Source organism: Bradyrhizobium huanghuaihaiense (assembly GCF_025200885.1).
Lineage (GTDB): Bacteria > Pseudomonadota > Alphaproteobacteria > Rhizobiales > Xanthobacteraceae > Bradyrhizobium > Bradyrhizobium huanghuaihaiense.
Map to the genome: position 1 here is coordinate 8,266,987 of NZ_CP104172.1, position 25,657 is coordinate 8,292,643.

The window sequence follows — 25,657 nt, forward strand, 5'->3', positions numbered from 1 at the left end:
GGCAGCACACGAATGAAAGTCTTGCCAATCCACTGAGACACAAGCGGCCGTTTACGCAATCGTTTACCGTCCAATTGGCAGTAGGCGCCGCCCGGATTGCAGGATTTCTGCCGATCTAGACACTTATTCGGCTGCTTTAGGCGTCGACTTTCCGTAGGCTTTAATTATCGTGCTATGGAGATAAGCAGCTATGACAAGTGCGAAATCAGCCTGGTCGACGGGCCCAGTAAACCGCGATCAGTTGGAATGCGGGCGAGGTGAAATTGTTTTTGCCCGGCGCACGCCCGACGAAAAGGCTCCTACGATTGTTGTGCCGGGCCATGAGAACTATCCTATGGTCATGTACGACGTTCCTATGCGGAACGCGCGCCCGATCGTGGACGAACTATCCCTCGACAGGGAAGGCTTCATCCTGACTCGGCACAAGACCTCCTGTGCGGACCTGCGCGACCCAGAGGTCATGCGCGAGAAGTATACCGAAGAAATGGTTCCGTTCATCAAGAACTACTTCAATGCCTCTTGGGTCGTGCCTAACCGCAGCCGCGTCCATGTTCGCCGCGCTGCTGGGACCGCCCTTCCCAAAGACGGTTGGAACGCCGATACGGTAAGGGCGCCAGCCGGACTTGCTCATGTTGATTTCGCGCCGATCGCCGCCCACATGCTCGCCGCGGCCGAGAACCAAGTGCAGGGCATTCCCATTCGGCCGTACTCCCGGTTGATGGTCATTCAGGCTTGGCGTGCTCTCTCGCCCCCTCCGCAGGATTTCCCCTTGGCATTCTGCGATGCTACCACCATTCGCGACACGGATTTTTCCGTGGCGGACTACGTTTCAATCCAGAATCAAGCTGACAGTGCGCTTAAGACTTCCTACCTTCTCTTCGATCCTGCTCAGCGGTGGTACTACTTCCCGAACATGACCCCTGACGAGCTTGTTCTGTTTAAGGGCTATGATTCCGAGGAGCATTACCAGCCGAGGTCTGCTCACTCGGCATTTGACGATCGCCGCAGACACCCCGATGCAAAGCCCCGTGAGAGCGTCGAGGCTCGCTTTTTCGTGTACTACGAGTAAACGGCCGGGATCGCTTGTGCGGTTTCACCCGCCTGCCTACCGGAGCGGGACACTCGCTGGTGACCCAGATCTGCTTCAGCCTGAGCGCTTAAAGCGCAAGCTGTCGCAGTCCGGAAGAGGCGTCTCGAACGTTGGTGCTTGCTGCGCGAGCCTCGTGTAGGCTGCAATGGCCGAGCAGAAGATGAGCGTTTGCTTGTGCACGTCAAGGCCCGCAACGCGAGTAGATCACTTCCGTGGCGGCCTACGTGTTGCGCCAAAATCGCTAGGTCCAACTTCCTCGAAGTTTGAAGTGCCTGCTAATGGGCGTCAGCCCCAGCAAGAGCGGGCCGGGTGCTCGTGAGACCGCGAGCCTTGGCAAATATCACCGCGACCGCGCTTGTCGCCGCGTGCTGTCAGGGTCCCAGACTTCAACAAGGGACGTTTCAGCGTTCCTCGGGGCGCGAAGTAGAATCGCCCATTTCCCGGCAGCTCTTTGGCGATGGGCGGCACGACCTGCCTCTGCGTTACGACATCATCTCGACATTTATCTCCGCTAAAACGTCCATCGCCGATCCGTTCAGCGCCAGCCTTCTTCCTCAGTATCGTATGCACCCGAGATCGGATCGCTGGTTTCCATCAGCTCACGTTTTAGCACTTTATTGCTGGTGGTGGTCCTTGGGAGCGCTGGTGTGAAAGCGATGTACCGGGGCACCTTGAACGGTGCCAGCCGCGCACGAGCATGCCCAAGGATGCGCTCCACCGGCAGATCGGCCATCTTGAGACCTTTGTGCAATTCCACGTAGATCTTGACTTCCTCCCCGCGCTTAGCATCGCGAACCGGCACCGCAGCCACATCCGCGATCTCGGGGATCTCTCGGATGACAGATTCAACTTCGCGGGCAGCGATGTTCTCACCCGAGCGCCGGATCATGTCCTTTTTGCGTCCGACGATCCAGTGGAGACCAGCGTCGTCCCTGCGGAAGAGATCGCCGGTCTTGAACCATTCGCCTTCAAAGCATTCGGAATTCGTTTCCGGCTTGTTCCAATAACCCACAAACAGTCCACGACCTTTGATCCACAACTCGCCGATCTCACCGGCTGGCGCCGGGCTGCCGTCGTCGCACACCAACCGGACCGCCCGAAACGGGGAGCAAATCCCGACTGAGCCGGAGTCGTCCATCTCTTCGAAGTCGTTGGGGAATTGCGTGCCGCATCCGATCTCCGTCATTCCGTAGGCGTTCTGGCCACGCACGCTGAACCGCTCGCGAAATCGCCGCACCGTGTCCACACTCCAGGAGCCGCCGGTCTGCGCGGCCTCCTTCAGGCACGTCGATACGAGGTCAGCGGTTTCCGCTATTGGCCCGGGGAATGGACACCACTCGATGCGGTATGTCTCGAGCCAACTAACAAAGCGCGTTGAACTGAGATGCTGAGCCAAGTACAGCGTCCCACCTTGTCTGTATGACTTCAAGAGACACAGTTGCCCAAGAACATAGGAGAAGGGCGACCAACAGAGATACGACTTGTAGGGCTGACGGTCTATGAGGGCATATTGGTACGTCTGCACGCCCCAGTAGTCGTGCGTCAACATGCAGCCCTTCGGAAAGCCTGTCGTTCCCGAAGTATATTGGATGTTCAGCAGGTCGCCCGGGCGGACATCCTCCTCTACAGGTAAGTCGTCGACGCGCTTGAGCAATTTATCGAGCGTAGTGGCTGTCCCGTCCGAAGGCCGCCCGACGAAGATCACTCGCTCTTTCGCCAGATATTGCGGCCAAGTGTCTATCGCGGAGAGCACGGATGATACCGACTCATCGACGACGGCGAATTTCGCTTGTGCATCGCCCAGGACGTACGCGACTTCCCTCGCGGTGTAGCGCATGTTGATCGCGACCAGCACTGCACCGAGCTTCGCGCACGCGAACCACAGGATCGGGAATTCGATCCGATTGGGCAGCATCACGCCGATGCGATCGCCCTTTCCCACCCCGAATTCGCGCAGCGCATGTGCGTACTGGCTGGACCTGCGGTCCATCTCCGAGTAGGTCGCCCGTTCGCCCCGCTCGAAGATGTCGATGGCGATTGTTGAGCCGTGTGTTCGCGCCCGCGTTGAGACCAGCTGAGCCACCGTGACGGTCTCATACACGGATTCCAGCTGCCTGAATCTGCGCGAGGCATTTTCCAGATCATCCTGCATCTCGTGTTCCCTCAGTTCTGTTGATCTCACCGAAAGCGCCCCTTAGACTCGGTGCGGGTCGTGGCATTCAGCCATCAATCGAACGCTCAGTGCATCGGCAATACGACGAAATCGCCAAGCCTGGCACGAAGTCCCGCCATAGGCGGCAGCTTGGTCAATCTTGCTCTGGCTCAGGAGATAATCGGCGGTGCGATAGCGTAGCAGCTAAAGGTGCTGAGGCGCCAATAACGGATGCACGCCAACGAGCTCCTGCGGACCTCGGCTTATGCGGCCGAGATCGAGGCACGATCCTGCGCGATGCTGGACAATCAATCGCTGCGCATCTCAATCCACACCGCCTCGAACGATTCCGGGGGCGACTCTCGTAGGAGTGATGCAAGTGCCGACAAGCGATCGCCCTGGTCACCTCGCCAGCGAAAAGGCTAAATCCTTCACACTCGAATGATCTTATTGAACCGCTCGATGCGAGCACTTCGGTCTTCCGTCCACTTTTGCCAGTCAACGTTCTTCTTCAGGGCAACGCGCTCCGGCGAGGTGAATAGGAGTTGCTCGCGAAGCTCTTCCGGCAACTTCACATCGGTGGTTACGTCGTAGCGCGCAGCCTCAGGTATTGCGAGCATCCCTTGATCAGAGAGCAGCTGCTCTGCAAAGGCGTGCGCGGCTTCCGGATACTTCATACCCTTGACGGTGTTGAAATAGGTGGTTGTCGCGTAAATGCCCTTCGGTGGGACAACAAACACGATCGGAAAACCTTTGGAGTTCAATTCGTAGGCACCGCCTGCCCAGAATGGGCCCGCATAGGCCTCTTCGCTTTGATACATCTGCAATTGGGGCGTTTGGCTCTGCGTGATGGCTACAATATTTGGCTTCGCCGCCTCAAGAATCTTGAATGCCGGCTCCATGTTTGAGACCGAGCCGCCGTTTTCCTCAGCCCAGCCAAGAAGATATAGGCTGGGGGTTGGTGAGGTTGGGGGGTAAACGATCACGCGACCTTTCAGATCCGACCGAGCCAGATCCGAGTACGATGTCAATGGCTGCTTGATGAATTTTGGATTGTAAGCTGGACCTAAGGCCGAGACGCTGAATGGCACACCATGGTCGCCAAATTCGCGGAAACCGGGAAGGATCCGTTTGATATTGGGAACGTCCGAGGCCTTGATCTCATCGATGACGCCGACCTTGAGGAGATCGACCATGACAGAACTATCAGCCTGAAAGATGTCAAACGGAGGGTTGTCCTTTTCGGCAATTAGTTTGACGAACTGCGCCGATTGAATTCCGACGGCCATCTGAACCTTCAGCCCATACTTCTCCTCGAGCGGAGCGGCCACGCCCTTCATAATGGCTGCGTCCCAACGGCCGCCCCATCCGTTCACACGCAATGTAATGCCAGAAAATTTTTTCGATTGAGCGTGGACGTAGGGCGCGGCCAGAGCGCTGGCGGCAACCGCTGTCGTAAACTTCAGAAAAGTTCGCCTTTTCATTCCTGATTTCCTCCCACTAAAGACTTAGAAAATGATCGCGCTTTTTTTTGCGGCCGAGCCGAACCTGCTCATAAAACAGGAATAAGAGCGATCGGCGCGGAAAAGGGACCCCCAACTGCTGATAGCTCAGCCGCGAGCACAGCGGCTTTTCGCGATCTGGTTTGATCATAGGCGAGGGTTTGAAGCCGAATTCATCAATTTTTGAGCTGGTTTGGCTGAAATCGTGCGCTTGAGCGGGGAACGAGCAAAGCTTTCATGCGATCTTCCATCGCATTGGGAATGCATGTTAAGCGATCTGACCATGATTAAGCTGCCGTGCCCGGCCTATGAACGACGGCGCAGTTTGGGCTGAGGTCTAGAGAATTGAACCTCGCCAGCAGTTCACCGCAGCGAACTAATCGAAAGCAAGGAGAGGGATAACGTCGACGGGCGCGCTACACTCTAGATGCTGTTTCGGGCAAACCAGTGCATTCTCGCTACCGACCGGAAGCACGCGAAGGTGGCGGCGCGTGGCCACGGGATGCGTCATTTGATAGCCGCAAGGCCGATGGGCGGCCACCACCAGAGAGCCTTGCAGGCTTGCTAAGCTAGTTCATTTGCGTGGCCGGCGCTTCATTTTGCTTCGACCTCCGCACCTTCATGGCGGTGGCCAATATTGCCTCGCGCTCCGGGCCGGTAGACCGGCCTGTTCAGGCTCAATCAGACTCATGCGCTTGCCCCAGTCCGAGCTGACAAGCCATCATCCGCACGGGTTGAGGCGGCGTACGGCAACCTAGCCAAGTCCCGCGCTAGGTGTGGAGCCTCAAGAGGTTGTCCTTGGTCAAACCGAGCCTGCTGATCGGCGTTTGAGATTTTATCCCACCGTGGGGCCGATGCCAGTTGTATTGGTGCAGCCAGAACGGCAGCTCTTGGGCGCGCCGATCTGATGTTGGATAGGCTTTGGCATAGGCCCATTCGCGAAGCGCGGTTTGGATGAAGCGCTCGGCCTTGCCGTTTGTTCTGGGCGTATAGGGCTTGGTGCGAATGTGCTTGATGCCCAGGTCCCGGCAAGCGTCGCGGAAGGCGAAGGACTGGTAGCAACTGCCATTGTCGGTCATGACGCGCGTGACGGTGACGCCGAGGCTTTTGTAATAAGCCACAGCCGCCTTGAGAAAGGGAACAGCACTGTCCGCTGTCTCGTCGGGCTTGATCTCGGAGAACGCGACGCGGGAATGATCGTCAATGCAGACGTGGACGAAATCCCACCCAGCGCCGCGGCTCTTGTTTGGACCACTCGGATCGCCGGTGATGCGGTGGCCAACACGCTCGAAACGCCCGAGCTTTTTGATGTCGATGTGGAGCATCTCGCCTGGGTTCTCGCGCTCATAGCGGCGCTCCGGTTCGGCCGGCTCCAGGTCGCGTATCCGGTTTAATCCCAAGCGGCGCAGGATGCGGCTGACGGTGGCCGGTGACACCTCGACCTCGGCAGCGATCTGCTTGCCGGTGTGGCGCTGCCGGCGCAACGCCTCCACAGCGGTGCACGTGGCGACCGGGGTTTGGCTTGGCGATGAAAGGGGCCTGGAGGACCGATCTCGCAATCCCTCTACACCTTCCGCGCGGAACCGCTTGACCCATTTGGCGACCGTCTTCGGCGTCGTATTGAACAGGTCGGCCGCGCCAGCTTGGCTTAGCCCACCTTGCACCACGCTTCGGACCATCGCCTCTCGACCTTTGGGCGTCAAAGGCGCATTCTTGTGCACGTTCATCTGGTCTCTCCTTGGAACACTGAAGCTTCGCAACCTCAGCTTCCTCGGTTCAGACCAGATGGACAACCTCCTGAAAGACCACAGCTAGGACGCGGCGCGAAAGCACTTCATTTTGCATAATTTCCTCCAATAAATCCCAAACTTTGCCATTTCTTGGCGACGACAAGCTTAAGATTTGTCTTCCTGCGGCTGCCTGAGCCAGCCCACCCTGAGCAGAGAGGATAAGATGCTTCCACACTCCCGTTCCGCGTTGTCGACGCCAGCTAGCCAGGGCGGGCTATCGGCGCTCTTCCGACCGAACTCGATCGCGGTGATCGGTGCAAGTCCAACTTCAGACGTACGTCGTCAATCCCTCGAACTTTACAAACAGATCGGGTATTCGGGGAAAGTAGCTGCGGTGAATCCCAAGTACGAAGAGATTGCCGGCTATCCGTGTTATCCATCGCTCAAGAGCATGCCATTCGTGCCGGATGCTGTGCTCATTCTCCGAAATCGTGAGGCGACGCTGGCCGCGCTTGAGGAGGCCGCAGACGTCGGGGTGCGGGCGGCAGTGGTCCCCGAGATTGGATTCGCAGAAGCTGGAGCGGAGGGGACCGCAGCGCAAGCACGGCTCGTGGATATAGCGCGAACGTCAGGAATGGCCGTTCTAGGTCCGAACTCAGGTGGGGTGATCAATTGGCTCGATCGCGTGCACCTCAACATGTCATCATTCGAGGTTCGCCGTCCAGGCCAGGTTGCCTTTTTCTCACAAGGCGGAGGAACACGGGCCGCATTAATCGCAAGTAGGCGCGGAGTGCGTTGGAGCCACGCGATCACATGTGGGAACGAAGCCGTCACAGGGAGTGCCGACTTTCTTCGCTACTTCGTCGACGACCCGCGCGTACGAGTGATCTGCGGTTTCGTTGAAGCCGTTCGCGATCCCGACCGCTTCTTCTTCGAATGCGACCGGGCACGCGCCGCCGGAAAGCCAGTCATCCTGCTGAAGCCAGGACGGACGGAGGCCTCTCGAGAGATGGCCGCTGCGCATACAGGCGCACTTACCTCGCCATATCAGTTCTACCGCGAACTGTTTAAAAGACACGGCGTGGTGCAGGTGGATTCATTCGAGGAATTGCTTGCGTCCGCGCTCATTGCACAGGCGGGAAGATCTCCGGGTGAAGGAAGGCTTGGAGTGGCCTGTCCGTCAGGTGGGCTGGTCCAAATGTACCTGGATGAGTCCGCGAAATGCCCAGCGCTCAGCTACGCTGAGTTTGAACCGCGTACAGTGAACGCACTCCGCAGCCTCTTACCGGATTCGGTACCCTGCCGGAATCTTCTGGACTTTTGGGGAATCGAAGACCTGGAGGAGGGCTCCAGAAAGATTTTTCAGACGATCGCAAGCGACCCGAACGTCGACATTTTCGCAGCCCCCTATGATCCCAATCATCCTGGCGCGAGCGGCGCCGCGTACAAGTTGTGGGCTGACTGTGCGGTGGCAGCCGCCGCCGCAACCAACAAGCTCGTTACCTTGATTACGCCGGTGGATGGATCGATCCCGCCCGAGAAAGTTGAGGAGTTCCTAGACAAGAATGTCCTGGTTTTGGGTCAGCGAGACGTCTTTCGCGCGCTCGATCGCGCCGTGGCATGGGCGCGACCTACACCACCGATAGCAGACGAGCAGCCGATCGACATATCCAGCATGGCGACGCGGCTTCATGAGTTCGGGGGGAAGCCGTTCGCGGGGAAGCCGGCGCTTGATTTCCTGGCCGCTGCGGGCATTCAGGTTATCGAAAGCCGTTTCGTAACGAGCGCCGGCGCCGCCATCAGCGCTGCAGACGAACTCGGATACCCGGTTGTCGCGAAGATCGGTGATACGGGCGTGCTGCACCGAACCGAGCTGTCCGGCGTGATAACAAACTTGAGAAATGCGGAGGAATTATCTGCGGCAGCGACAAAGCTGTTCGCAGCAGGCTCGCAATTTCTCATGATTCAGCCGTACGTACGGGACGGCATCGAAATGATCCTAGGCCTGCAAACCGATGACGTCCTCGGGTCGTTCGTACTGGTTGGTCAGGGCGGTATCTGGACGGAGATTATGGAGGACGTAGCACTGCGCCCCGCAGGACTTCGGGTCGATGAACCGGAGCACATGCTCGCTGAACTGCGCGTAGAAAAACTTCTCCGCGGGGTACGCGGTGCTTCCGCTCTCGACACGAAAGCTCTTGTTGGAGCTGTGAGGCGGCTAGACGCAGTTGCGCGAGGCCTTGGCGACCAAATACGCTCGATTGATATCAATCCTCTCTTCGTGCGCGAACGGGGTGTCGTCGCTGTCGATGCGCTCATCGTCCCGTCGTCAAATGGACGCAGCCAAGACACGAATGATAGTTGAAGCGGGGTATCGAGTGTGTAATTCGAAATCTTTGCGGCGCTCGGCTTGAATCGGCTACGTCCACTAGCGGTCTGAATTCAGAAGTGGCTTCGCTGTTTGAACTGCTTTCCCCGATTCATAATCTAACCCAGGAGGGGTGCCACGGTGCAGAGTTGTCCACTGTGCGGCGAGTGTCGCGTGCGACAGATGCAGCGTCGTGAACAACCCGGGGCGCAAGAGGGATTCGGGTTTACGCGGCGAGTTTTCAGTTGCGGCATGCCGCGGAAGTACTTTTCGTCGGGCGTGAGCCGCTCGAGTTTCGAATGCATTCACTGGCTGTTGCACCAGGCCAGGTACTCTGCGACGTCGGCGCGCGCCGTTTTGCACACGCGCGCCCTCGACGCTTTGCCACAATCGCCCAGCGCAGCAGCCGTCTTCCAAGCGCCTTCGGCACTCCGTCGGAGCTGTCGGCGATTTGGACGGCCATCGTCACCATCGGCTGCCCCTCTCAGTTCGTCTGTTGGAGGCGGTGAGCAGGCTGCAAGCCTACCCACCGTTCCTTCCCTGACCTATTTCGCGAGCCAGGCGCTGAAGCGCTGGCGCAACTCGTCGCCCTTCACATTCCAGAAGGCGCTGTCGATCGTCCAAGTATTGGTATGCTCGGGTGCATTTCCGAAATGGGACACGATCGCCGGATCTATGAGCGGCATCGCGTCCTTGTTGCTGGGCCCGTAGTCGATGTACTTTGATAGATTGGCCTGCGCCTGAGGCGTAGAGGCGAAGGCGATGAACTTGTAGGCATTGTCCAGATTCGGAGTGCCCTTAGGAATCACCCAGACGTCACCCGCGCTCCAGGTCGCGGCATCCCACATGATCTCGAAGTGCTTGCCGGAGTTCTTGTTGGCATCGTAGATTCGACCGGTATAGGCCGAGGTCATGATGACCTGGCCATCGGCGAGGAGCTGTGGCGGCTGGGCACCGGACGTCCACCAGATGACATCCTGCTTGATTGTGTCGAGCTTCCTGAAGGCGCGGTCGACCCCCTCAGGCGTATTGAGGACCTTGTAGACGTCATTGATGGGAACTCCGTCGGCCATGAGCGCCCATTCGAGATTTTGGCGCGGTTGCTTCCAGAGTCCGCGCTTGCCGGGAAATTTCTGCAAGTCGAACAGGTCGCCGATCGTCTTCGGGCCGTTTGGTAGCTTGTCCTTGTCATAGGCAACTGCCGTGCCGGACATTTCCGCAGGCACCCCACAGTCATAAGCGCCCACGAACCTGGACCGGTCGAGGCCCAGCCTCTTCCAGTCGATCCTCTCAATGATGCCCTGGTCGCACAGCAGCTGGACCCAGTCATTGAACCCGCCGACCACATCCCAACTTACGGTCTTGGATTCGACCATGGCCCGGATCTTGCCGATCTCGCCGTTATACTCATCCTCCTTGATCTTGATCCCGGTCTCCTTCGTGAAAGGCTCGAAAAAGGCCTTGCGTTGAGCCGTCTGAAGGGCACCGCCCCAGGAGACGATCCTCAGCTCTTCGGCCGCGAACGCGGGCTTTAGTGGCATCAACGCGCTCATCGCCAAGCCGCTGGCCAGAGCGCCGACCATCATCAAGGATGTCCTCGTCATCTTGCTAGACCCTCTCCTGCTATGCCGTCCCAGGATGGGAGCGGCGTTACAAAAAACCGGCCCGTCCAGTCCGCGGATCATCGTCATGGCGCCTCGACAATCCTCCGTTGTCGAGCCGACGGTGATCGTTGCACCCGGCTTGGCCTGCACCATGCCTTCCGAATTCTGCAGCTTGATCACCAAATCATCATGGGCCGCAGATCGGAGCTTGGATACGCACGTGGTCGTCCGGTAGATCACCTCCGCGATTTGTGCGCTGAAGACATTGGGCAGAGAACCGGTTCAGCTCCACTCGCTCAGGCCGCAACGACAGCACGGTCGGCCGGCCGCCCGCTTCGACATTGGCCAGCGCATGCACGATGCCGGCGCCTGCAATTTCCACGTTGCAGGCAGCGCCATTCATCGCCACGACCTTGCCGCGCAGCCGGTTGTTCTCGCCCCATGAATTTGGCGACGAAGGCGTTCTGCAGCCGCTCGTACGGGTGAGGTCGGGCTGCTGGATGTCGTTGAACACGGCTGTGCGGTCCGACATGGTCAGCGCCTCGCCCTGACCGTGCGTCACGTAGATAACAGTGACGCCGAGATCGTCGTGGATATGCCTGATCTCGATCTGCATCTGCTCGCGCAGCTGCTTGTCCAGCGCGCTGAGCGGCTCATCCATCAGCGCAAGCTCGGGATCGAAGGCGCCGGCCCGCGCGGCGCGCTGCTGCCGATCGCCGGAAAGCCGACTGCGCCGGCGGTTGCCGTACGCACCGAGCCGCACCATCTCGAGCATCCGCTTGATCCGGTCTCGATCTCGGCCTTGCCGATGCGGACCTTCAGCCGGAGGGCAAGGTTCTCCTCCACGGTCGTGTGCGAAAAAAGCGTGTAGTTCTCGAACACCATGCCGATGTCACGCTTGTGCGGAAGCATCTTGTTGATCGAGCGCTCCTCCGGAATAATGCCGCCCCGGGGGGACGCGTCGCAGCCGGCGAGCATCAAGAGCGTCGTCCTCTTGCCCGAGCCGGAGGGCCCCAGCATGGTCAAGAGCTCCCCCAGTGATATCCAAATTGAGATTCTTAACGACCAGCATTTCGCCGTCATAGGTCTTCTGGATCTCGGAAAATCTCACAGAGACATTGTCCATGCCTAGCATCCCCCTCCCCGCGGGCTTGGCGCTTCTCCCGCTGAGGCATCGCCGACCGCCAGACCACGATGGTCTTTCTGGACCGATTGCAGCTTCTTCACCATGCGATCGAGGTCGCAGGAATAGGTCTGCAGTGCACGTTTGGGGTTGACCAAGTGGCGCATCCTGCCCTACCTGCCTTTGACGCTGCACGCTTCGTCCGACACGAGGCTTGGCTTTCACAGAAAGGTTATCGAACCTTAGAGCCGCATTTCAGCAATGTGGCGCAGGGAGCGGCCGAAATCCTGCGTCCTAGCAGGTAAAACGAGTACGCGCGCGAAGCCCGAGGAACCGGCTGAGCTTTTGAACAAACGATGACGACGCTCATCGCTCCAGGCGAAGCCCCATGAACCTTCAGCCGGGTCGAACACGCCTGATCGCTCAGACATCATTGCCACCGACGTCTTGTACCCACGCTTTTGATCCGAGCCGCCGGTAACCGATCTCTTTAACCAAAAAGAAGGGGCGTGGCCGGCCGCACAACCATTGCGTATGGATGAGCGCTAGCGCGAGGTGACCGGCTGACCGAAGAGGTCGCCACTATGAAGCGGGACCTGGACCGCCGCTCGAATGCAGCATCACCTGACATTCATCCACCGGCGGCAACATGCCGGAACGTTTGCCATCGCTGCGGCGATGTCGCCTTCTTGGCTTTTCCGACAACTTGGTCTGTACGTTGGCCGAACCCGACCGTATGGCAGTTCGGATTCGCACCGGCCCAGCCTATCCAATCCACCAACAAAGCCGTGCTAACGCACGGCCATACTGTTTGAAGCCGCCTCGGAGGCGACGGCCAACGCACCAGCTTTCTTCGCCGCGCAGCGCGGCGAGTCACGTCTAGCCACCCGCGCAAGCTCGCCCCCCTGCCCCTAAGGCGTTCCTGCCAAGAAGCAGGTTCCGCCTGCGTGCGGCTTGACAATCCGGGCACAGCAGCACTCGCACTCACCCCGAGCAAAAGAGACGAAAATCACATGGCATCCGCGTCCACCGGAAATACGTGCCCGGATATACTGGCGCCGGCATTCGACACCAGGAATAGCGCCATGGCCGCAATATCCTCGGGCCGTACCGTCTTTCCCAGTGAGGAATCCCCCACCATCTGCGAGCGGATCGCAGTCACCGTAGTGCTTCGCCCCCGCGCCTTAGCTGCCATGATTCGTTCCAAACGGTCCCCTTCAACCGTACCTGGGCAAATCGCATTTACACGGATGCCGGATGGGCCCAACTCCTTAGCCAAGCTTTTGGTGAGTCCAATGACTCCCCATTTGCTCGCATTGTAAGGGGCGCGAAATGGATACCCGGTCAAACCCGCAACCGAAGAAATATTCACGATGGCGCCTCCGCCGGCTTGACGCATGTAAGGAAGTGCCGTCCGAGCGAGCAGAAAGTGACTGGTGAGATTGACCGCCAGCGTTCGATTCCACTCCTCGACTTTCATTGTCTCGATAGATTCAATAGGACCTTCGATGCCGGCGTTATTGATCAGGATGTCGACGCCGCCTAGCCGTCCGAAGGCATCCCGAGCAAAACGTTCAACGTCCCCTGCATCGGCTAGGTCGCACCGGCTTACGCCAATTGACGGAGTCGTCTCAGTGACGGCCTTCAAGTTTCCATCGTTAAGATCGCAGATCTCCACCCGTGCTCCGGCCGCAGCGAAGAGCTTCGCGATAACAAGGCCAATGCCGGCCGCTGCCGCGGTCACAACTGCGCGCCGTCCCGCAAGCTCCAGCGAGGGTAGCTCAATCATTCTCATACTCCTTCTTGTTTCATGGCAGGCGAACTCAGCCGTTCGTTTGCGCCCTTCTTCCTGGCTTGCAAAACGGATTTGATCATCAGGGACTCGGCCGTCGCGCGGTAGGACCCGTTGGATTCAGGATTCCGAGCGAGCGGGGCTATGATTTAAAGAATAGAGGATACACTGCTGTACGTGTCGAATTGCGCCGGAACAACCATCCGCCCAAGCGAAATCGTGCGCTAGGGCGCGACTCGCAAAGCTTTTCCGCGAAAGCCTGAATCGATGGAATCAGAGACGGAACGAAATCTGAGTTGCAACGGTCTGCCTCGTGAAGGCGGGCGTTCAGTCGCTCCTCGATCCAGCGGATTTTCGCGCTCAGCTAGCCAAGTACATTCCCTCAGGGACATATCCGAAATTGGGGGCCGACACTTGCAAGCCCGGAGCATAAACTCACGCAGTTAACGCTCGATTGGCACAAGGAAAGCGGCAATGCTTGGCGAAAACAGTCTGAAGCCGCCGATCGCTTCGCGCAGCCAACTCATCGGGCGGGCGCGGCTGCCATCAGAGACGCTGCGCGGCCGACATTACGCGGCGGGCTTGAACCCTGGTCCTGCTGCGCTTTCCGAAGACGATCGAAGATCTCTGGACGAAACGGCTCAACCTTTCGGCTCGCGAGGCCGACGTTGAGTTGCAGGTGCTCCGCCGTTGCCGCGAGCGCGCCGTTGCAGTCGTCTGTCATTTCTTGGTGGAACACGAAGCGCTTCGTGTCCAAATCGAGAATGCGGGTGGCGACCGTCAGGGTTCCTCCGGCACGAATCTCGCGCACGTAGGTGATGTGGAAATCGCCTGTGAAAACGGAGTGACCTCCCTCGAGATAGGACGGGCCGAGCCCCAAGTCTCGCAGGGCCAACACGCCGGCATCCGTAAATACATCGAGATACGCGCGAGCGCTCATATGCACGTTTAGGTCAAGCCAAGACGCCTGAACATGGCAACGATAGATGAACATCAATTCCTCCAGGCCGGTCAGGGCACAATTTTCCGGGGTGCGCCGAAAGTCGTCAGTGATGCCTCTACGCTATCGTTTTCGACCAGAGCGAGGCGGCCGAAGCATGGAGGAATGCACCATGAATGCGCCCCTCAAATCGAGATGCAAGCGGCCCCTCACCTCGCGGGTCGCTTGACGATGTTCGTCAACGGCCGTTGCGGACGAAGGCAGCATCTCGAATGCTGCAGGACGCAGTCCATTAGACCAGCGACGAAAGCGTCGATCGGCAGAGGGTCGTGATATCGTAGATAGGCAGGCCCGTCGCACGACGGATCGCTGGCGTTATTACCGGAAACCCCGTGCACGTAAATACGATCACGGCGATTTCCGGATTTGCGGCGCGCAGCCGTGCGATACAGGCAGCGACATCTTTCTCAATGTCGGCTGCATCAGTCGGTACCGGCGGAGTCTTCATCACGTTCTGGTAGAACACGCCGTCTTCAATGCCACCGATAACGATCCTCGCGCGCTCGTCCGGACGACTGATCGGAAGCAGATCTTCTCTGAATTGCTTCGAATCGGAGGTTACTACGGCGAGCTTAGCGTGCGGCGACAGCTGGCGGAGCAAAGCCGGCACCAGAAGCAGGCTCGACATCACCACAGGGACATTGACCGATGCGGCTACCGCCGCCTGATAGCGTATTGAAAAGCCGCAGTTTGAACTGATCGCGACGGCGCCTCGCTCGACCAATCGCCGAGCAGCCGCGACATAGGCCGGCTCGAGTTCAGGATCACCGCGCATAGCGACATCTGCCCAAGCTCCGGCGACGGTTTCCGAAATGACAGGAAAGTCGTACGTAGCCGAACTCATCAGCGATCCGGGCGCTGGTGTCGGCGGCGTAGCGCCGGCTGGAAGCCCACGTTCGAGATCCAGAATTCCAAGAGAGCTTGTGGACTGCGACACCATTCAGGTCTCCAAGAGCTTGCACTTCGCTAGACTATTGACACGCACGGCTGCATTTCCCCGATTTCGGACCAGATCTCGTGGAAATGCTGCTTCTGGTCCGCAATCGCGAAGCTTTTTGCGCAAGCAGTGTATCCCGAAGCTTGCGATCGGAAAGGGAGCATCCCAACGCGGGCCACTTCGATTAGGTAAGGCTGATCCGTCTTCGCCGCCTGATGCGCAATCGAGCTTCGGCAGTCGCGCGAGTGAAATCCGGCATTCTGGTTGAGGCACTTAGTGGCCGTGGGCCACTTGTCCCGATGCGCTGATGCCGGCTGCTGGTATGGTCGCGACGGCAGCCACCTCCGGCTGCCATCCGGCCGTGGGTAGGGACTTTGCCTCGGACAGTAACCAGTCCCGGAAAGCTTGAAAGGCGCGGATTGAGCGCGTGCGTCGCGGATAAGCGAGGTAATACCGCACGCTGGACTTGAACGTCCGCGGCAGCGGCACGATCAGATGCCCGGTCTCCAGCTCACGTTCAACCAGAAAGATTGTCGCCAGAGCAACACCTAGGCCGGATACGGCTGCCTCGGTCATCATCGAGTGGAGTTGGTAACTCGGGCCAAGATGCATAGCCTTTCTCGGCAAGCCGCCTTGTTCAAACCACAGGGGCCACCTTTCGTCTCGCGAGTGAAGTTGGAGCAGGCTGCATCGGTCGAGATCCCCCTCTTCGCGCAACCCATGCTCCTCGGCATAGGCGGAGCTGCAGACCGTTACTAGGATGTCATCTGCCAGGAAATCCAACGTGGCCCCCTGCCATCCATCCTCGTAACTAAGGATCGCCGCATCCACGGCAGTGACCCCGAAGTCAAACGGCTCCCATGGGTTCGTGAAGCGGATGACGATGTCCGGATGCCTGTCGTGGAATGAGCGAATCCGGGGCGCCAGCCAGTGGCTACCGATCGTCGGCAAGATCGCGATGTTCAGAATGTTCTCATCGGAGAGTGATGTAAGTGCAGGGCTGGCGGAGGCAATGGCGTCGAGCAATGGGCGAACGGTTTCGGCATAGGCCCTGCCGGCTTCCGTTAACACCAGCCGCTTTTTGACCCTCTCGAACATCTTCACGCCGAGCAGGTCCTCAAGCTTCTGCACTTGGCGGCACACGGCGCTTTGGGCCAAGTTCAGATCTTCCGACGCCCGGACTACGCTGCAATATTTTGCGGTGACGCAAAAGGTGACCAGCAGGTTAGTCGGGGGGATAACTCTGCGGCTCAACATGGTTCATATCTTTGTCGACCTGCCAACGTCACAATACCGCAATCAATGAGAATCTCGCAAGTCGCTGAACCACCGATCTTGCCCGTTCAGCAAGTTCTTTGTTCCAATCAGCAATGGACTGGGGACGTGCCAGTTGGGAATGTCTTTATACCCCGCGAATAGGACGTAAAGGTAAGGAGACAAGCCAATGTTGATTCAAAAATCTAAGGACATATCCGACACCGCGGAAACTGCTTCTCATCACACTGCCGAATGGCAGGCAAGGGTCGATCTCGCGGCCGCTCATCGTCTTGCCGTTATCCAGGGCTTCAGCGAGGGCATTTTCAATCACTTCACGGTAGCGATGCCAGGCAAGTCCGACGGTTTCCTCTCGATTCCGTTCGGGTTGCATTGGTCGGAGGTCACTGCCAGCTCGCTCATTGAAGTGAGCTATGACGGGACGGTTCTAAGCGGCCAGGGTGATATTGAAATGACCGCGTTCTGTATCCACGCGCCAGTTCATCGCCTAAACCCGAAGGCGAGAGCCGCGCTCCATACTCACATGCCCTATGCCAGCGCGCTCACCCGGCTTAAGGATTCGCGTATCAAAGCGATAGGCCAGACGGAAATCCTATGTATGAAGGACATCGCCTATGACGAGCACTATCCCGGTGGTGCCAATGATATCAAGGAAGGTGAGCGTCTTGCCGGGATCCTCGGCGACAAGTCGGTGTTGTTTATGGGCAATCATGGCGTGCTGGTTGTCGGCGAGACGGTCGCCGAGGCCTATGATCGACTCTATTACCTTGAACGCGCCTGCCAGGTGCAACTCTACGCGATGTGGACGCACCAGGAGCTTCGCCAAGTGGACCCGTTAGTGGTCAAAGACATGACCGAATCCTCCGCGCGTAGCTACATTTTTGGCAACCCGAAACCGGACCGCAAAGCTTGCGAGGTCCATTTCGATGCGTTGAAGCGCATGCTCGAGCGCAGGGAAACGCCAGATTATCGGAACTGAGAGCTCAGCCGGCACGTAAGTCTGTAAAAGAACCATGGCTTTGATTGACGGCCTCGGAGAGGGGCGCACCCATGAAAGAAGCTGTCGGCAAATGGACCGACGTTTTGAGTATCAAAGGCTTGGCCTGTGGTGAAATAGTTGGCGTTGAAGTCGGCGATCGGCAGATCACAATCGGCTCAGTTCGTCGCCGCACACGATGTTTGTACGCATGCGTTTTCGATCTCAACTGATGGATGGTTAGAGGAGAACATTCTCGAATGCCTCCTGCACGCCGGTCAGTTCGATCTGAAAACCGGCCTCGCCCTCGGAGATCCTGTTACTTGCGATCTAAATGTTCTTGATACTCGCATCTGTGGCGGTCGGCTTGAAGTCCTTTTGCCCCAGTATGTGAATCCGACTATCGGCATGTAGAGGCTCGTGGCCAAAATGGAAAATGAGACACTTGATCGCACTGCCGCTTTTTCCGATGGGGAAAGTGTGCCCGATGTAGGTTGTATAGACTGCGACATCCATCCCACGGTGCCTGGCATAGCTTCGCTCCTCCCCTACATGGACGAGCATTGGAAGAGGCAAGTGGTCGAACGCGCAATTTATCGTAGCGACTTTACCAGCTCCAGCTTCCCACCTAATGCTCCGGGATTATGCCGGCCAGACTGGCGCCCCGAACATGGGAGGCCGGGCTCCCGTCCGGAAGACCTGATCAAGCACGCAATAGCGCCATTCGGCACGCGCGCGGCAATATTGAACCCGCTGTCTGGAGTTCAATCCATTGCCGATATCGGAATGGCAGTGGCTTTTACCAAAGCGTTAAATGACTGGATTGCAAAGGAATGGCTGCCATACGACATGCGCTTTTGCGCCTCAATTGTCGTTACTCCTGAGGATCCCGGTGCCGCTGCTCAGGAGATCGAAAGGTTGGCTTCGAATGGGCGATTTGTCCAAGTTCTAATGCTCGCAGGTAATGAGCTCCCGCTTGGAAGGCCATTCTACTGGCCGATTTACGAGGCCGCGAACAATCACAGATTGCCCATCGCGATTCATTGCGGCAGCAACTACAAACACGCGCCTTCATTTCTCGGCTGGCAATCGTACTTCGTCGCCGAATACGTCGATCATCCCAGTATTTTTCAATTGCAAATATTGAATATTATTACTCAGGGCGTGTTCAAGAGATTTCCTCGGCTGCGGTTTGTTTGTTCTGAATCAGGCTTTCTGTGGCTTCCGGCCTTCTTGTGGCGCACTTTGAAGACCTGGCGGGGTCTTCGTTTTGAGACGCCATGGGTCGACAAATCCCCTGTCGAAATCATTCGAGATAATTTTCGTTTTACGCTCCAGCCGGCCGACGCACCTCTTGCGCCCGACGTCTTTGAGCGAGTTTTCGACCAACTCCAATCTGACGAGATGATCCTCTTTTCCACCGATTATCCGCACCATCATTTTGATGGTGTCCGAGCGTTGCCGACAGGCATTTCGGCCACGCTCGCGCGGAAGATTTGCGTTGACAATCCCTTGACGACCTATCCTCGTTTGAAGGAGCTTCAACGATGAACAAGCCAATCGAGCAGGGCGCTTTCCAGTCGGCTGGAAAGGTCAAACAAAGGATCATCGATTGCGATATCCATCCGTCCCTGCGGTCATACAATGATTTGCTCCCTTACTTAAGCCAGAGATGGCGCGAGCATTTCGATGCCTTCGGAATGCGTTATCGCGAACCGTTTGTCGATGCTTTTAGATGTCCGCCGGGAACCCCCGCCTTCAGTAGGCGCGATGCTTGGCCACCAGGGGATGGTGCTCCCGGATCCTCACTGTCGTTCATGCAAGAACAATATCTAGACCCGTGCGGGGTCGACTATGGGATCCTGTTCCTTTTACACCCATCCGGGATGATGGAGAGGAACTTGGATTTCGGAACGGCCATGTCCAGTGCGGTCAACTGGTGGCAGTACAATGAGTGGACGCAAAAGGATCGTCGGCTAAAGGCTAGCTTGATTATTAATGGAGAGGATGCCCGAGGTGCTGTGAAGGAAATTGAGTGTTGGGCTGACAAAGGTGACTTTGTTCAGATTTGCATGGCCCCCCGCGTCACCGAGCCGCTAGGTCGCAAACGCTATTGGCCGATCTATGAAGCAGCGGTACGACATAATTTGCCTTTGGGACTTCACGTTAACGGCGGAAACGGATGCCCCGGAGGGGCGGGGTGGGCTTCGTTTTATCAAGAGGGCCACCAAGCATTTCCCTGTCAACACAGCGAGCTTCTAACAAGCTTGGTCTTCGAGGGCGTTTTCGAGCGCTTTCCAACCTTAAGAGTGGTGCTTGTTGAGGGCGGCTTCGCGTGGATCAATGCTTGGTGCTGGCGTGCAGACCGTCAATGGCACCGCATGCGAACCGAGGTGCCGCACCTAAGAATGCCTCCGTCGGAGTATGTCAAACGGTCTGTCTATTTAACGACGCAGCCTATGGAAGAGCCCGAGAGGGTGAATGACATTCGTGAAATAATATCCTGGTTTAGCTGGGATCGGATTTTATTCTCGTCAGATTATCCACATTGGGATTTTGACGATCCTAGTCGGGCTTTCAAGTACGCCCTTTCAGAGTCAGAGCGGCGCCAAATCTACTTCGCGAACGCCGCCAAATTGTACGGACTGGAGCCGCGGAATGGCTAAGCACGTTATCGCGGCCGTAGGTGATATACCGAATGGTGGCCGATTGGCGACAACGGTGAAAGGCCGCCCGATTGTGGTGTTCAATCGCGACGGACAGTACTTCGCGCTGCTTGACCGATGCCCTCATTCCGGTGCACGTCTCAGTCGTGGAGTTCTTACCGGGTTGCTTCGGTCGGATGGCCCAGGCTGCTTCAACTACTCGCGCCCAGGAGAGATCATCAAGTGCCCTTGGCATGGCTGGGAGTTTGATATTCGGTCAGGTCGGTCATACTGCAGCCCGGGATCGGTGAAGACAAAAGCTTACGATGTGGAAGTTCAATCCGGCCGTGAACTTGAAAGGGGGCCTTTCGTTGCAGAGACCTTTAGTGTCTCAGTCGAAGATACTTACATCGTCTTGGATTTGTAGGTACGGAAAGATGGCTTCCGAGGAGTGTGTGGTGATGGTCGGCGTCGTCATGCAGTATCGGAGGTGGGCTCCATTACGCATCAACAATGCGGGAACGTCCAGCACGACCAAGCCGACAACGCGGCCGGCGCTGCTAAGCAGTCCCGCAGAGAAAATGGTGAACACCTTGAATTCGCGAGCGTACCACCCGGTAAATGTTGCGGTGCATGGCTCGTTTCTGAATGGGACGCCTAAAACACATCGTGGGAGTGACGTTGCAGTGAGCAGTGCTGCCGTCTACATCGACTGACAGATCATCGTGCGGCACAAAAGGCTTCCAAGCCTACCGTAAGACGGCATCAGCGTCCGCTGGGCTGCCTGGTAACACCAACGGTCTTTTTGACGATGAGACAGTCGACCGCGGACAGTCCAGTGCCATTGGCCGCGACGATGACGGGGTTGATGTCGATCTCGCCGATCTCGTCGGCAAGATCCGTGCAGAGTGTGCTGAATCTGACGATACATTCGGCCAAGCTGTCCAAGTCTGCTTTCGCTCCACCGCGAGTGCCGCGTAGCACATTTGCCGCCCGCAACTGAGAGATCTCTGCACTGACATCGGACGCATCAAAAGGCGGTAGCAACACACGGACGTCCTTCATCGCCTCAACCCAGATCCCGCCCAAACCGAAGGCAATGACCGGCCCAAACTGCGCGTCGAAAGTGGCGCCGAGCATCACCTCGATACCCGGCTTGACCATCTCCTGCACCACCACGCCAGCGATGTGCGATTCGGGATGGTGCGATCGGACCGAGGAGGTGATCTGCTCGAACGCGCTCGTAGCCTCTTCGGGCGAGGAGATGTTGAGCACGACGCCACCGACATCTGTCTTATGCACAATCTCCGCCGACTCGACCTTCATAACCAGGGGGAAGCCGATATCCTTGGCGGCGCGTGCCGCTTCATCCGCTCCAGTCGCGAGCGTTTCGCGGGTAACAGGGATTCCGTAAAGTGCAAGCAAACGCTTGCCTTCTCGTTCCGTCAGAATGTCGCCCTTGGCGTTGCGGATTATGCGCACCGCCTCAGCATAATGGGCGCTGCGCTGGCCCGAATGTTCGGAGAGGCGATTGCTGGATTTGTGGGCGCGCAGAAACTCGGAATAGCCAATAAGCGCAGAGAGCGCCTTCAGTCCGGTGTCCATGCCTTGCAGGAGGGGCATGCCGTCGAACTCGGCCGCAGGCTCGATCGCCGCGGACTTCGGGCCGATACCTGGATGGAAATGGCCTCCGACAAGGCTCATCGCAGAAAAAACTACGTCCGGCGTGGCCGACGCAGCGCGCGTCAGCGCCTGACCAAGGTCGGAGCACATATCAAGGTAGTGAGGGAAGGCACGGCCCCAGACCACCACGTCATATGCGTTACACGTACTGAGTGCCTCAAGAGATTCATCGATGACGCGCGGGTTTAAGAAGCCTTGCGCGGTGAGATCGAGTGGGTTGGCGAAGTTCCCGGCCTGGGGCACGACGGCCTCTAGTCGTGCCTTCACGGCCACAGGCAGCGGGGGGAATTCAATGCCGCAGGGCTCGGCGAGGTCGGACAGCATGCCGCCCGCGCTGCCTGAGAAGGACACGAAGGCAACGCGTCGGCCGCGGGGCCGCTTGGTCGAGGACAGCGCGGCCGCGGTCTCGATCAGCTGATCGACTGTGTCGACGCGGACCACGCCTAGCTTCTTCAGCACGGCGTCGACCGCCACGTCCGAGCCCACTAGCGAGCCAGTATGGGCCAAGGCCGCCTCGCGGGCGGCCTTGGATCGACCGACCTTGATCATGACGATCGGCTTGCCGTTGTCAGCCGCACGCTCGCACGCCTTGATGAATTCCAGCGGCCGCTTGAACTGCTCGCAGTAGCAGGCGATGACGCGGGTCTCCTGATCGTCAACCAGATAATCGATAAAATCCGCAACGTCGAGGCAGGCTTCGTTGCCCGTGGTAACGACGCGACCGATTCCTATTCCGCGAGCCAGCATCGGTGCGATCAGGCTGTAGCCTAGCTGGCCGCTTTGCAGGACGGCGCTGACGCCACCCGCCTTCATGGAAAAAAAGTCGATCGGAGTCGCCACCAGCCGGTTGGCCGCGTTCATCAGCCCAAAGCAGTTCGGACCGACGACTGGAATGCCTGTTCGTTCGGCCCAATTGGCGAGCCAGCGCTGCTTCGCGATGCCTTCCCCGCCCTGCTCGGCGAAGCCCGTTGAGATGATCTGGATCGCACTAACACCCGCGGATTCGCAATCGTCGAGTACTGCGGCGATGGCGTTGGTGTTGACGGCGATCACGGCAAGTCCGACCGGATGCGGAATCGCAGTCAACCTCGGAAAGCACGGAATACCCTCAATCCGCTCGTAGCGCGGGTTGACCGCCGCGAGTTCGCCCGAAAAACCCCATTTGTTGATGTTCGCGAGAATTTCCGTGGCATAGCCCCCCTTCAGGGAAGCCCCTACAACGGCGACGGATTGCGGCCGGAAAAGCCCGTCGATCCTTCTTGCTGAGTCGCGCTGACCGGCCTCCTGGCCGGCAAGATCGGATGTTTCCCTCGCCACATCATCAACTCGCATACGCGCGTTACTCAGTTGGTTTCTGTCAATTCGTTTGCTCGGTTTCGAGCCCTCCGAGAGCGGCAAGCCGCTTCAGGTGATGGTCGGCATCGCCAAACAGTCTGTCTATCACGGTCACATGTTTGAAGTAGTGGCCGATGCTGTGCTCCATGGTCATTCCGATGCCACCATGGAGCTGAATCGATTGATGGCCAATCACCTTCGCCGACCGGCCGATCTGGACTTTTGCCGCTGAAATGGCGCGCGCACGCTCGGTCGCGTCGCTTTCGCCCGCCTTCATGGCGGCGTACATGACCATCGAGCGCGACTGCTCCAATTCGACAAACATGTCGGCGGCCCGATGCTGGAGCACCTGGAAGGTGCCAATCTTCTTACCGAATTGCTCGCGCGTCTTGAGATAGTCGAGTGTGATGGCCTGCATTCTGGCGAAGGAGCCGACGGCGTCTGCGCAGAGCGCTGCGACCGCCTCGTCCGCCACCCGCGAGATGACTGGAAACGCCCCTGCCGGGTCGCCAATGACATTGACCGTGTTAACGCGTACATTCTCGAGCGCCATCTCCGCCGCGCGTAGACCATCCTGTGTCGGATAACCGCGGCGCGTGAGGCCCGGCGCATCGGTGTCGACCAGGAAAAGGCCGATCCCATCCTTCTCCCGCGGTCCTCCGGCTGTTCGCGCCGATACGACGATTTTCTCGGCGGTATCGCCGTGGAGGACTAGGCCTTTGGCGCCGTTCAGGACCCACCCCTCTCCGTCCTTCTTCGCTTGCGTCTCAACCGCGAAAAGGTCGTAACGCGACCGCGGCTCCGCATGGGCGAAGGATAGTTTTGTCCGGCCTTCCACGACCGCGGGGATGATCTCCGCCTTCTGCGCCTCGCTCGCCGCGTGCCGGAGAATCCCGCCGGCAAGCACCATAGTCGCAAAATAAGGTTCCAAGATCAACGCCGTACCGAAGGCCTCCATAACGATCATCGTCTCGATCGCGCCGCCGCCGAAGCCGCCATATTCCTCGCCGAAAGACAATCCAAGAAGCCCAAGTTCGGCATAGCGCGTCCACATCGCCTCGCTATAGCCCCGCTCCTCCCCCTGATACAGGCGGCGGTTCTCGAAACTATAGCTGTCGAGCACTAGCCGCTCGACGCTATCCTTGAGGAGCCGTTGCTCCTCCGATAAATCAAAGTTCACTGGCGAATTTCTCCTGAATCGGGGCGTGCGGGCTTCAAAGCATCAGAGGCCGAGGATTGCCTTGGCGATAATGTTCTTCTGAATTTCACTGGAGCCCGAATAGATCGACGCCGCGCGGCTGTAGAAATAAGCAGGCGCGATCGTCGCGGCCCAGTCAGGGCCGATCTGCTGTTCGCTACCGCTCTCGAGTTCCTCTTCCGAGAAATACGGAAGCGCATAAGGTCCGACTACATCCATCAGAAGCTCTGCCGTCGCCTGCTCGATTTCTGAGCCACGAAGCTTAAGGATGGAGCTTGCTGGGTCCGCGCTCGTCTGCTGCTTCGATGCATTGGCGATCACCCGAAGCTGGGTTATTTCAAGCGCTTTCAGTTGGACTTCGACTGCGGCGACCTTCTCCCGGAAGGCGGCCTGGTCAAATAGCCTCTCACCGTCGGCGCAAGTCCGGGCCGCAAGTTCCTTGATGCGCCGGATGCGCTCCTTGGAATTGCCCACGCTGGAGTCGCTGAAGCGCTCGTTGCCGAGAAGAAACTTGGCATACTCCCAGCCTTTGTTCTCCTCGCCGACAAGATTCTCGATCGGAACGCGAACATCAGAGAAAAAGACCTCGTTCACCTCGTGACCGCCGTTGATCAGCTGGATCGGACGCACACTAACGCCCGGCGTCTTCATATCGATGAGAAGGAAGGAGATGCCCTGTTGCTTCTTCACATCGGGATTCGTCCTGACCAGACAGAAGATCCAATTGGCGTATTGCGCCGATGTCGTCCAGATCTTCTGGCCGTTCACGACGTAGTGGTCGCCATTGCGCACGGCCCGCGTCTTGAGTGAGGCGAGATCGGAGCCCGCACCGGGCTCTGAGAAGCCCTGGCACCACCAGTCCTCAAGGTTGAGGATACGCGGCAAATAGTATTTCTTTTGCGCCTCATTTCCGAAGGTGTAGATTACCGGTCCCACCAGTGACACGCCGAAGTTTTGCACGATCCGCGCGGGATACGCTCGCACCTCTTGTTCGAAGATGTAACGTTGCATAAGGGTCCACCCTGCCCCCCCATATTCCTTAGGCCAATAGGGAATGCCCATTTTGTTGAGGACGCGTGCGCCCGCGACCACCTCATCTCTTGATAGCGGCCGGCCCTCAATCAGTTTGCGCCGAATCCCCGGTGGCACGTTGTCACGCAGGAACTGACGCACCTCTTCGCGGAACGCCTGCTCTTCTTTTGTAAACGCGAGATCCATGAGAGTGTCCCCTTGAGCGAATTCAGTTT

Annotated in this window: 21 protein-coding genes; 8 read left to right on the forward strand and 13 right to left on the reverse strand. The window is 58.2% G+C overall.

The genetic code is table 11. From position 1 onward, the window contains the following. The first annotated feature begins 190 nt into the window (after positions 1-190). Positions 191-1,069, forward strand: coding sequence for a CmcJ/NvfI family oxidoreductase (locus N2603_RS38785; RefSeq protein ID WP_260386317.1), 879 nt, complete (start codon positions 191-193; stop codon positions 1,067-1,069). A 556-nt stretch (positions 1,070-1,625) separates the two neighbouring features. Here the strand turns inward: N2603_RS38785 and N2603_RS38790 are convergent. The 3 genes from N2603_RS38790 to N2603_RS38800 all read right to left on the reverse strand — a co-directional run bounded on the left by N2603_RS38790 (position 1,626) and on the right by N2603_RS38800 (position 6,471). After that, positions 1,626-3,242, reverse strand: coding sequence for a class I adenylate-forming enzyme family protein (locus N2603_RS38790; RefSeq protein WP_260386318.1), 1,617 nt, complete (start codon positions 3,240-3,242; stop codon positions 1,626-1,628). Positions 3,243-3,673: 431 nt separating this feature from the next. Next, entirely contained in the window at positions 3,674-4,726 is a 1,053-nt protein-coding gene (locus tag N2603_RS38795; RefSeq protein ID WP_260386319.1) for an extracellular solute-binding protein, read from the reverse strand. Between the two features lie 788 nt (positions 4,727-5,514). Next, positions 5,515-6,471 carry an IS481 family transposase gene (locus N2603_RS38800; RefSeq protein WP_260386063.1) on the reverse strand — a complete coding sequence of 319 codons (957 nt, stop codon included), beginning with the start codon at positions 6,469-6,471 and terminating at the stop codon, positions 5,515-5,517. Between the two features lie 226 nt (positions 6,472-6,697). Between N2603_RS38800 and N2603_RS38805 the strand changes: the two genes are divergently transcribed. Continuing rightward, a complete protein-coding gene (locus tag N2603_RS38805; RefSeq protein WP_260386320.1) occupies positions 6,698-8,839 on the forward strand; it encodes an acetate--CoA ligase family protein in 2,142 nt (713 codons plus the stop codon). Positions 8,840-9,387: 548 nt separating this feature from the next. On the opposite strand, the gene N2603_RS38810 is transcribed toward N2603_RS38805, so the two are convergent. The 7 genes from N2603_RS38810 to N2603_RS38840 form a co-directional block, all read right to left on the reverse strand. After that, positions 9,388-10,626 (reverse strand): ABC transporter substrate-binding protein, encoded by a 1,239-nt coding sequence (locus N2603_RS38810; RefSeq protein WP_311740797.1) that lies wholly within the window; start codon positions 10,624-10,626, stop codon positions 9,388-9,390. Positions 10,627-10,633: 7 nt separating this feature from the next. After that, positions 10,634-11,221, reverse strand: a complete 588-nt coding sequence (locus tag N2603_RS38815; RefSeq protein WP_260386321.1) for an ATP-binding cassette domain-containing protein — start codon at positions 11,219-11,221, stop codon at positions 10,634-10,636. Then, on the reverse strand, positions 11,107-11,466 hold the full coding sequence (locus N2603_RS38820) for an ATP-binding cassette domain-containing protein (RefSeq protein WP_260386322.1): 360 nt from the start codon (positions 11,464-11,466) through the stop codon (positions 11,107-11,109). The genes N2603_RS38815 and N2603_RS38820 overlap by 115 nt, the downstream gene beginning before the upstream one ends. Positions 11,467-12,578: 1,112 nt before the next feature. After that, positions 12,579-13,358: an SDR family oxidoreductase gene (locus N2603_RS38825; RefSeq protein ID WP_260386323.1), complete on the reverse strand. Its 780-nt coding sequence runs from the start codon at positions 13,356-13,358 to the stop codon at positions 12,579-12,581. Positions 13,359-13,884: 526 nt separating this feature from the next. Next, positions 13,885-14,355 (reverse strand): thioesterase family protein, encoded by a 471-nt coding sequence (locus N2603_RS38830; RefSeq protein WP_260386324.1) that lies wholly within the window; start codon positions 14,353-14,355, stop codon positions 13,885-13,887. A gap of 238 nt (positions 14,356-14,593) precedes the next feature. Beyond that, the gene (locus tag N2603_RS38835; RefSeq protein ID WP_260386325.1) at positions 14,594-15,301 is read right to left on the reverse strand and encodes an aspartate/glutamate racemase family protein; all 708 of its coding nucleotides are present in this window, start codon (positions 15,299-15,301) and stop codon (positions 14,594-14,596) included. Positions 15,302-15,571: 270 nt separating this feature from the next. Further along, positions 15,572-16,555 (reverse strand): LysR substrate-binding domain-containing protein, encoded by a 984-nt coding sequence (locus tag N2603_RS38840; RefSeq protein ID WP_260386326.1) that lies wholly within the window; start codon positions 16,553-16,555, stop codon positions 15,572-15,574. Between the two features lie 187 nt (positions 16,556-16,742). Between N2603_RS38840 and N2603_RS38845 the strand changes: the two genes are divergently transcribed. From N2603_RS38845 to N2603_RS38870, 6 genes are all read left to right on the forward strand, one after another. Further along, a complete protein-coding gene (locus N2603_RS38845; RefSeq protein ID WP_260386327.1) occupies positions 16,743-17,552 on the forward strand; it encodes a class II aldolase/adducin family protein in 810 nt (269 codons plus the stop codon). Between the two features lie 71 nt (positions 17,553-17,623). Further along, the gene (locus N2603_RS38850) at positions 17,624-17,782 is read left to right on the forward strand and encodes a hypothetical protein (RefSeq protein ID WP_260424453.1); all 159 of its coding nucleotides are present in this window, start codon (positions 17,624-17,626) and stop codon (positions 17,780-17,782) included. Next, entirely contained in the window at positions 17,709-17,963 is a 255-nt protein-coding gene (locus tag N2603_RS38855; protein ID WP_260424364.1) for a Rieske 2Fe-2S domain-containing protein, read from the forward strand. The genes N2603_RS38850 and N2603_RS38855 overlap by 74 nt, the downstream gene beginning before the upstream one ends. A 15-nt stretch (positions 17,964-17,978) precedes the next feature. Next, positions 17,979-19,100, forward strand: coding sequence for an amidohydrolase family protein (locus N2603_RS38860; protein WP_260386328.1), 1,122 nt, complete (start codon positions 17,979-17,981; stop codon positions 19,098-19,100). After that, positions 19,097-20,215 carry an amidohydrolase family protein gene (locus N2603_RS38865; RefSeq protein WP_260386329.1) on the forward strand — a complete coding sequence of 373 codons (1,119 nt, stop codon included), beginning with the start codon at positions 19,097-19,099 and terminating at the stop codon, positions 20,213-20,215. Before N2603_RS38860 ends, N2603_RS38865 begins: the two co-directional genes overlap by 4 nt. Beyond that, on the forward strand, positions 20,208-20,621 hold the full coding sequence (locus N2603_RS38870; RefSeq protein WP_260386330.1) for a Rieske (2Fe-2S) protein: 414 nt from the start codon (positions 20,208-20,210) through the stop codon (positions 20,619-20,621). The genes N2603_RS38865 and N2603_RS38870 overlap by 8 nt, the downstream gene beginning before the upstream one ends. Before the next feature lie 338 nt (positions 20,622-20,959). Here N2603_RS38870 and N2603_RS38875 read toward each other — a convergent pair whose 3' ends face one another. From N2603_RS38875 to N2603_RS38885, 3 genes are read right to left on the reverse strand one after another with little or no spacing between them, the layout of a single operon-like run. Beyond that, entirely contained in the window at positions 20,960-23,209 is a 2,250-nt protein-coding gene (locus N2603_RS38875; RefSeq protein WP_260386331.1) for an acetate--CoA ligase family protein, read from the reverse strand. 25 nt (positions 23,210-23,234) lie between these two features. After that, positions 23,235-24,392, reverse strand: a complete 1,158-nt coding sequence (locus N2603_RS38880; RefSeq protein WP_260386332.1) for an acyl-CoA dehydrogenase family protein — start codon at positions 24,390-24,392, stop codon at positions 23,235-23,237. A gap of 42 nt (positions 24,393-24,434) precedes the next feature. Then, positions 24,435-25,628, reverse strand: a complete 1,194-nt coding sequence (locus tag N2603_RS38885; RefSeq protein WP_260386333.1) for an acyl-CoA dehydrogenase family protein — start codon at positions 25,626-25,628, stop codon at positions 24,435-24,437. Positions 25,629-25,657 lie beyond the last annotated feature (29 nt).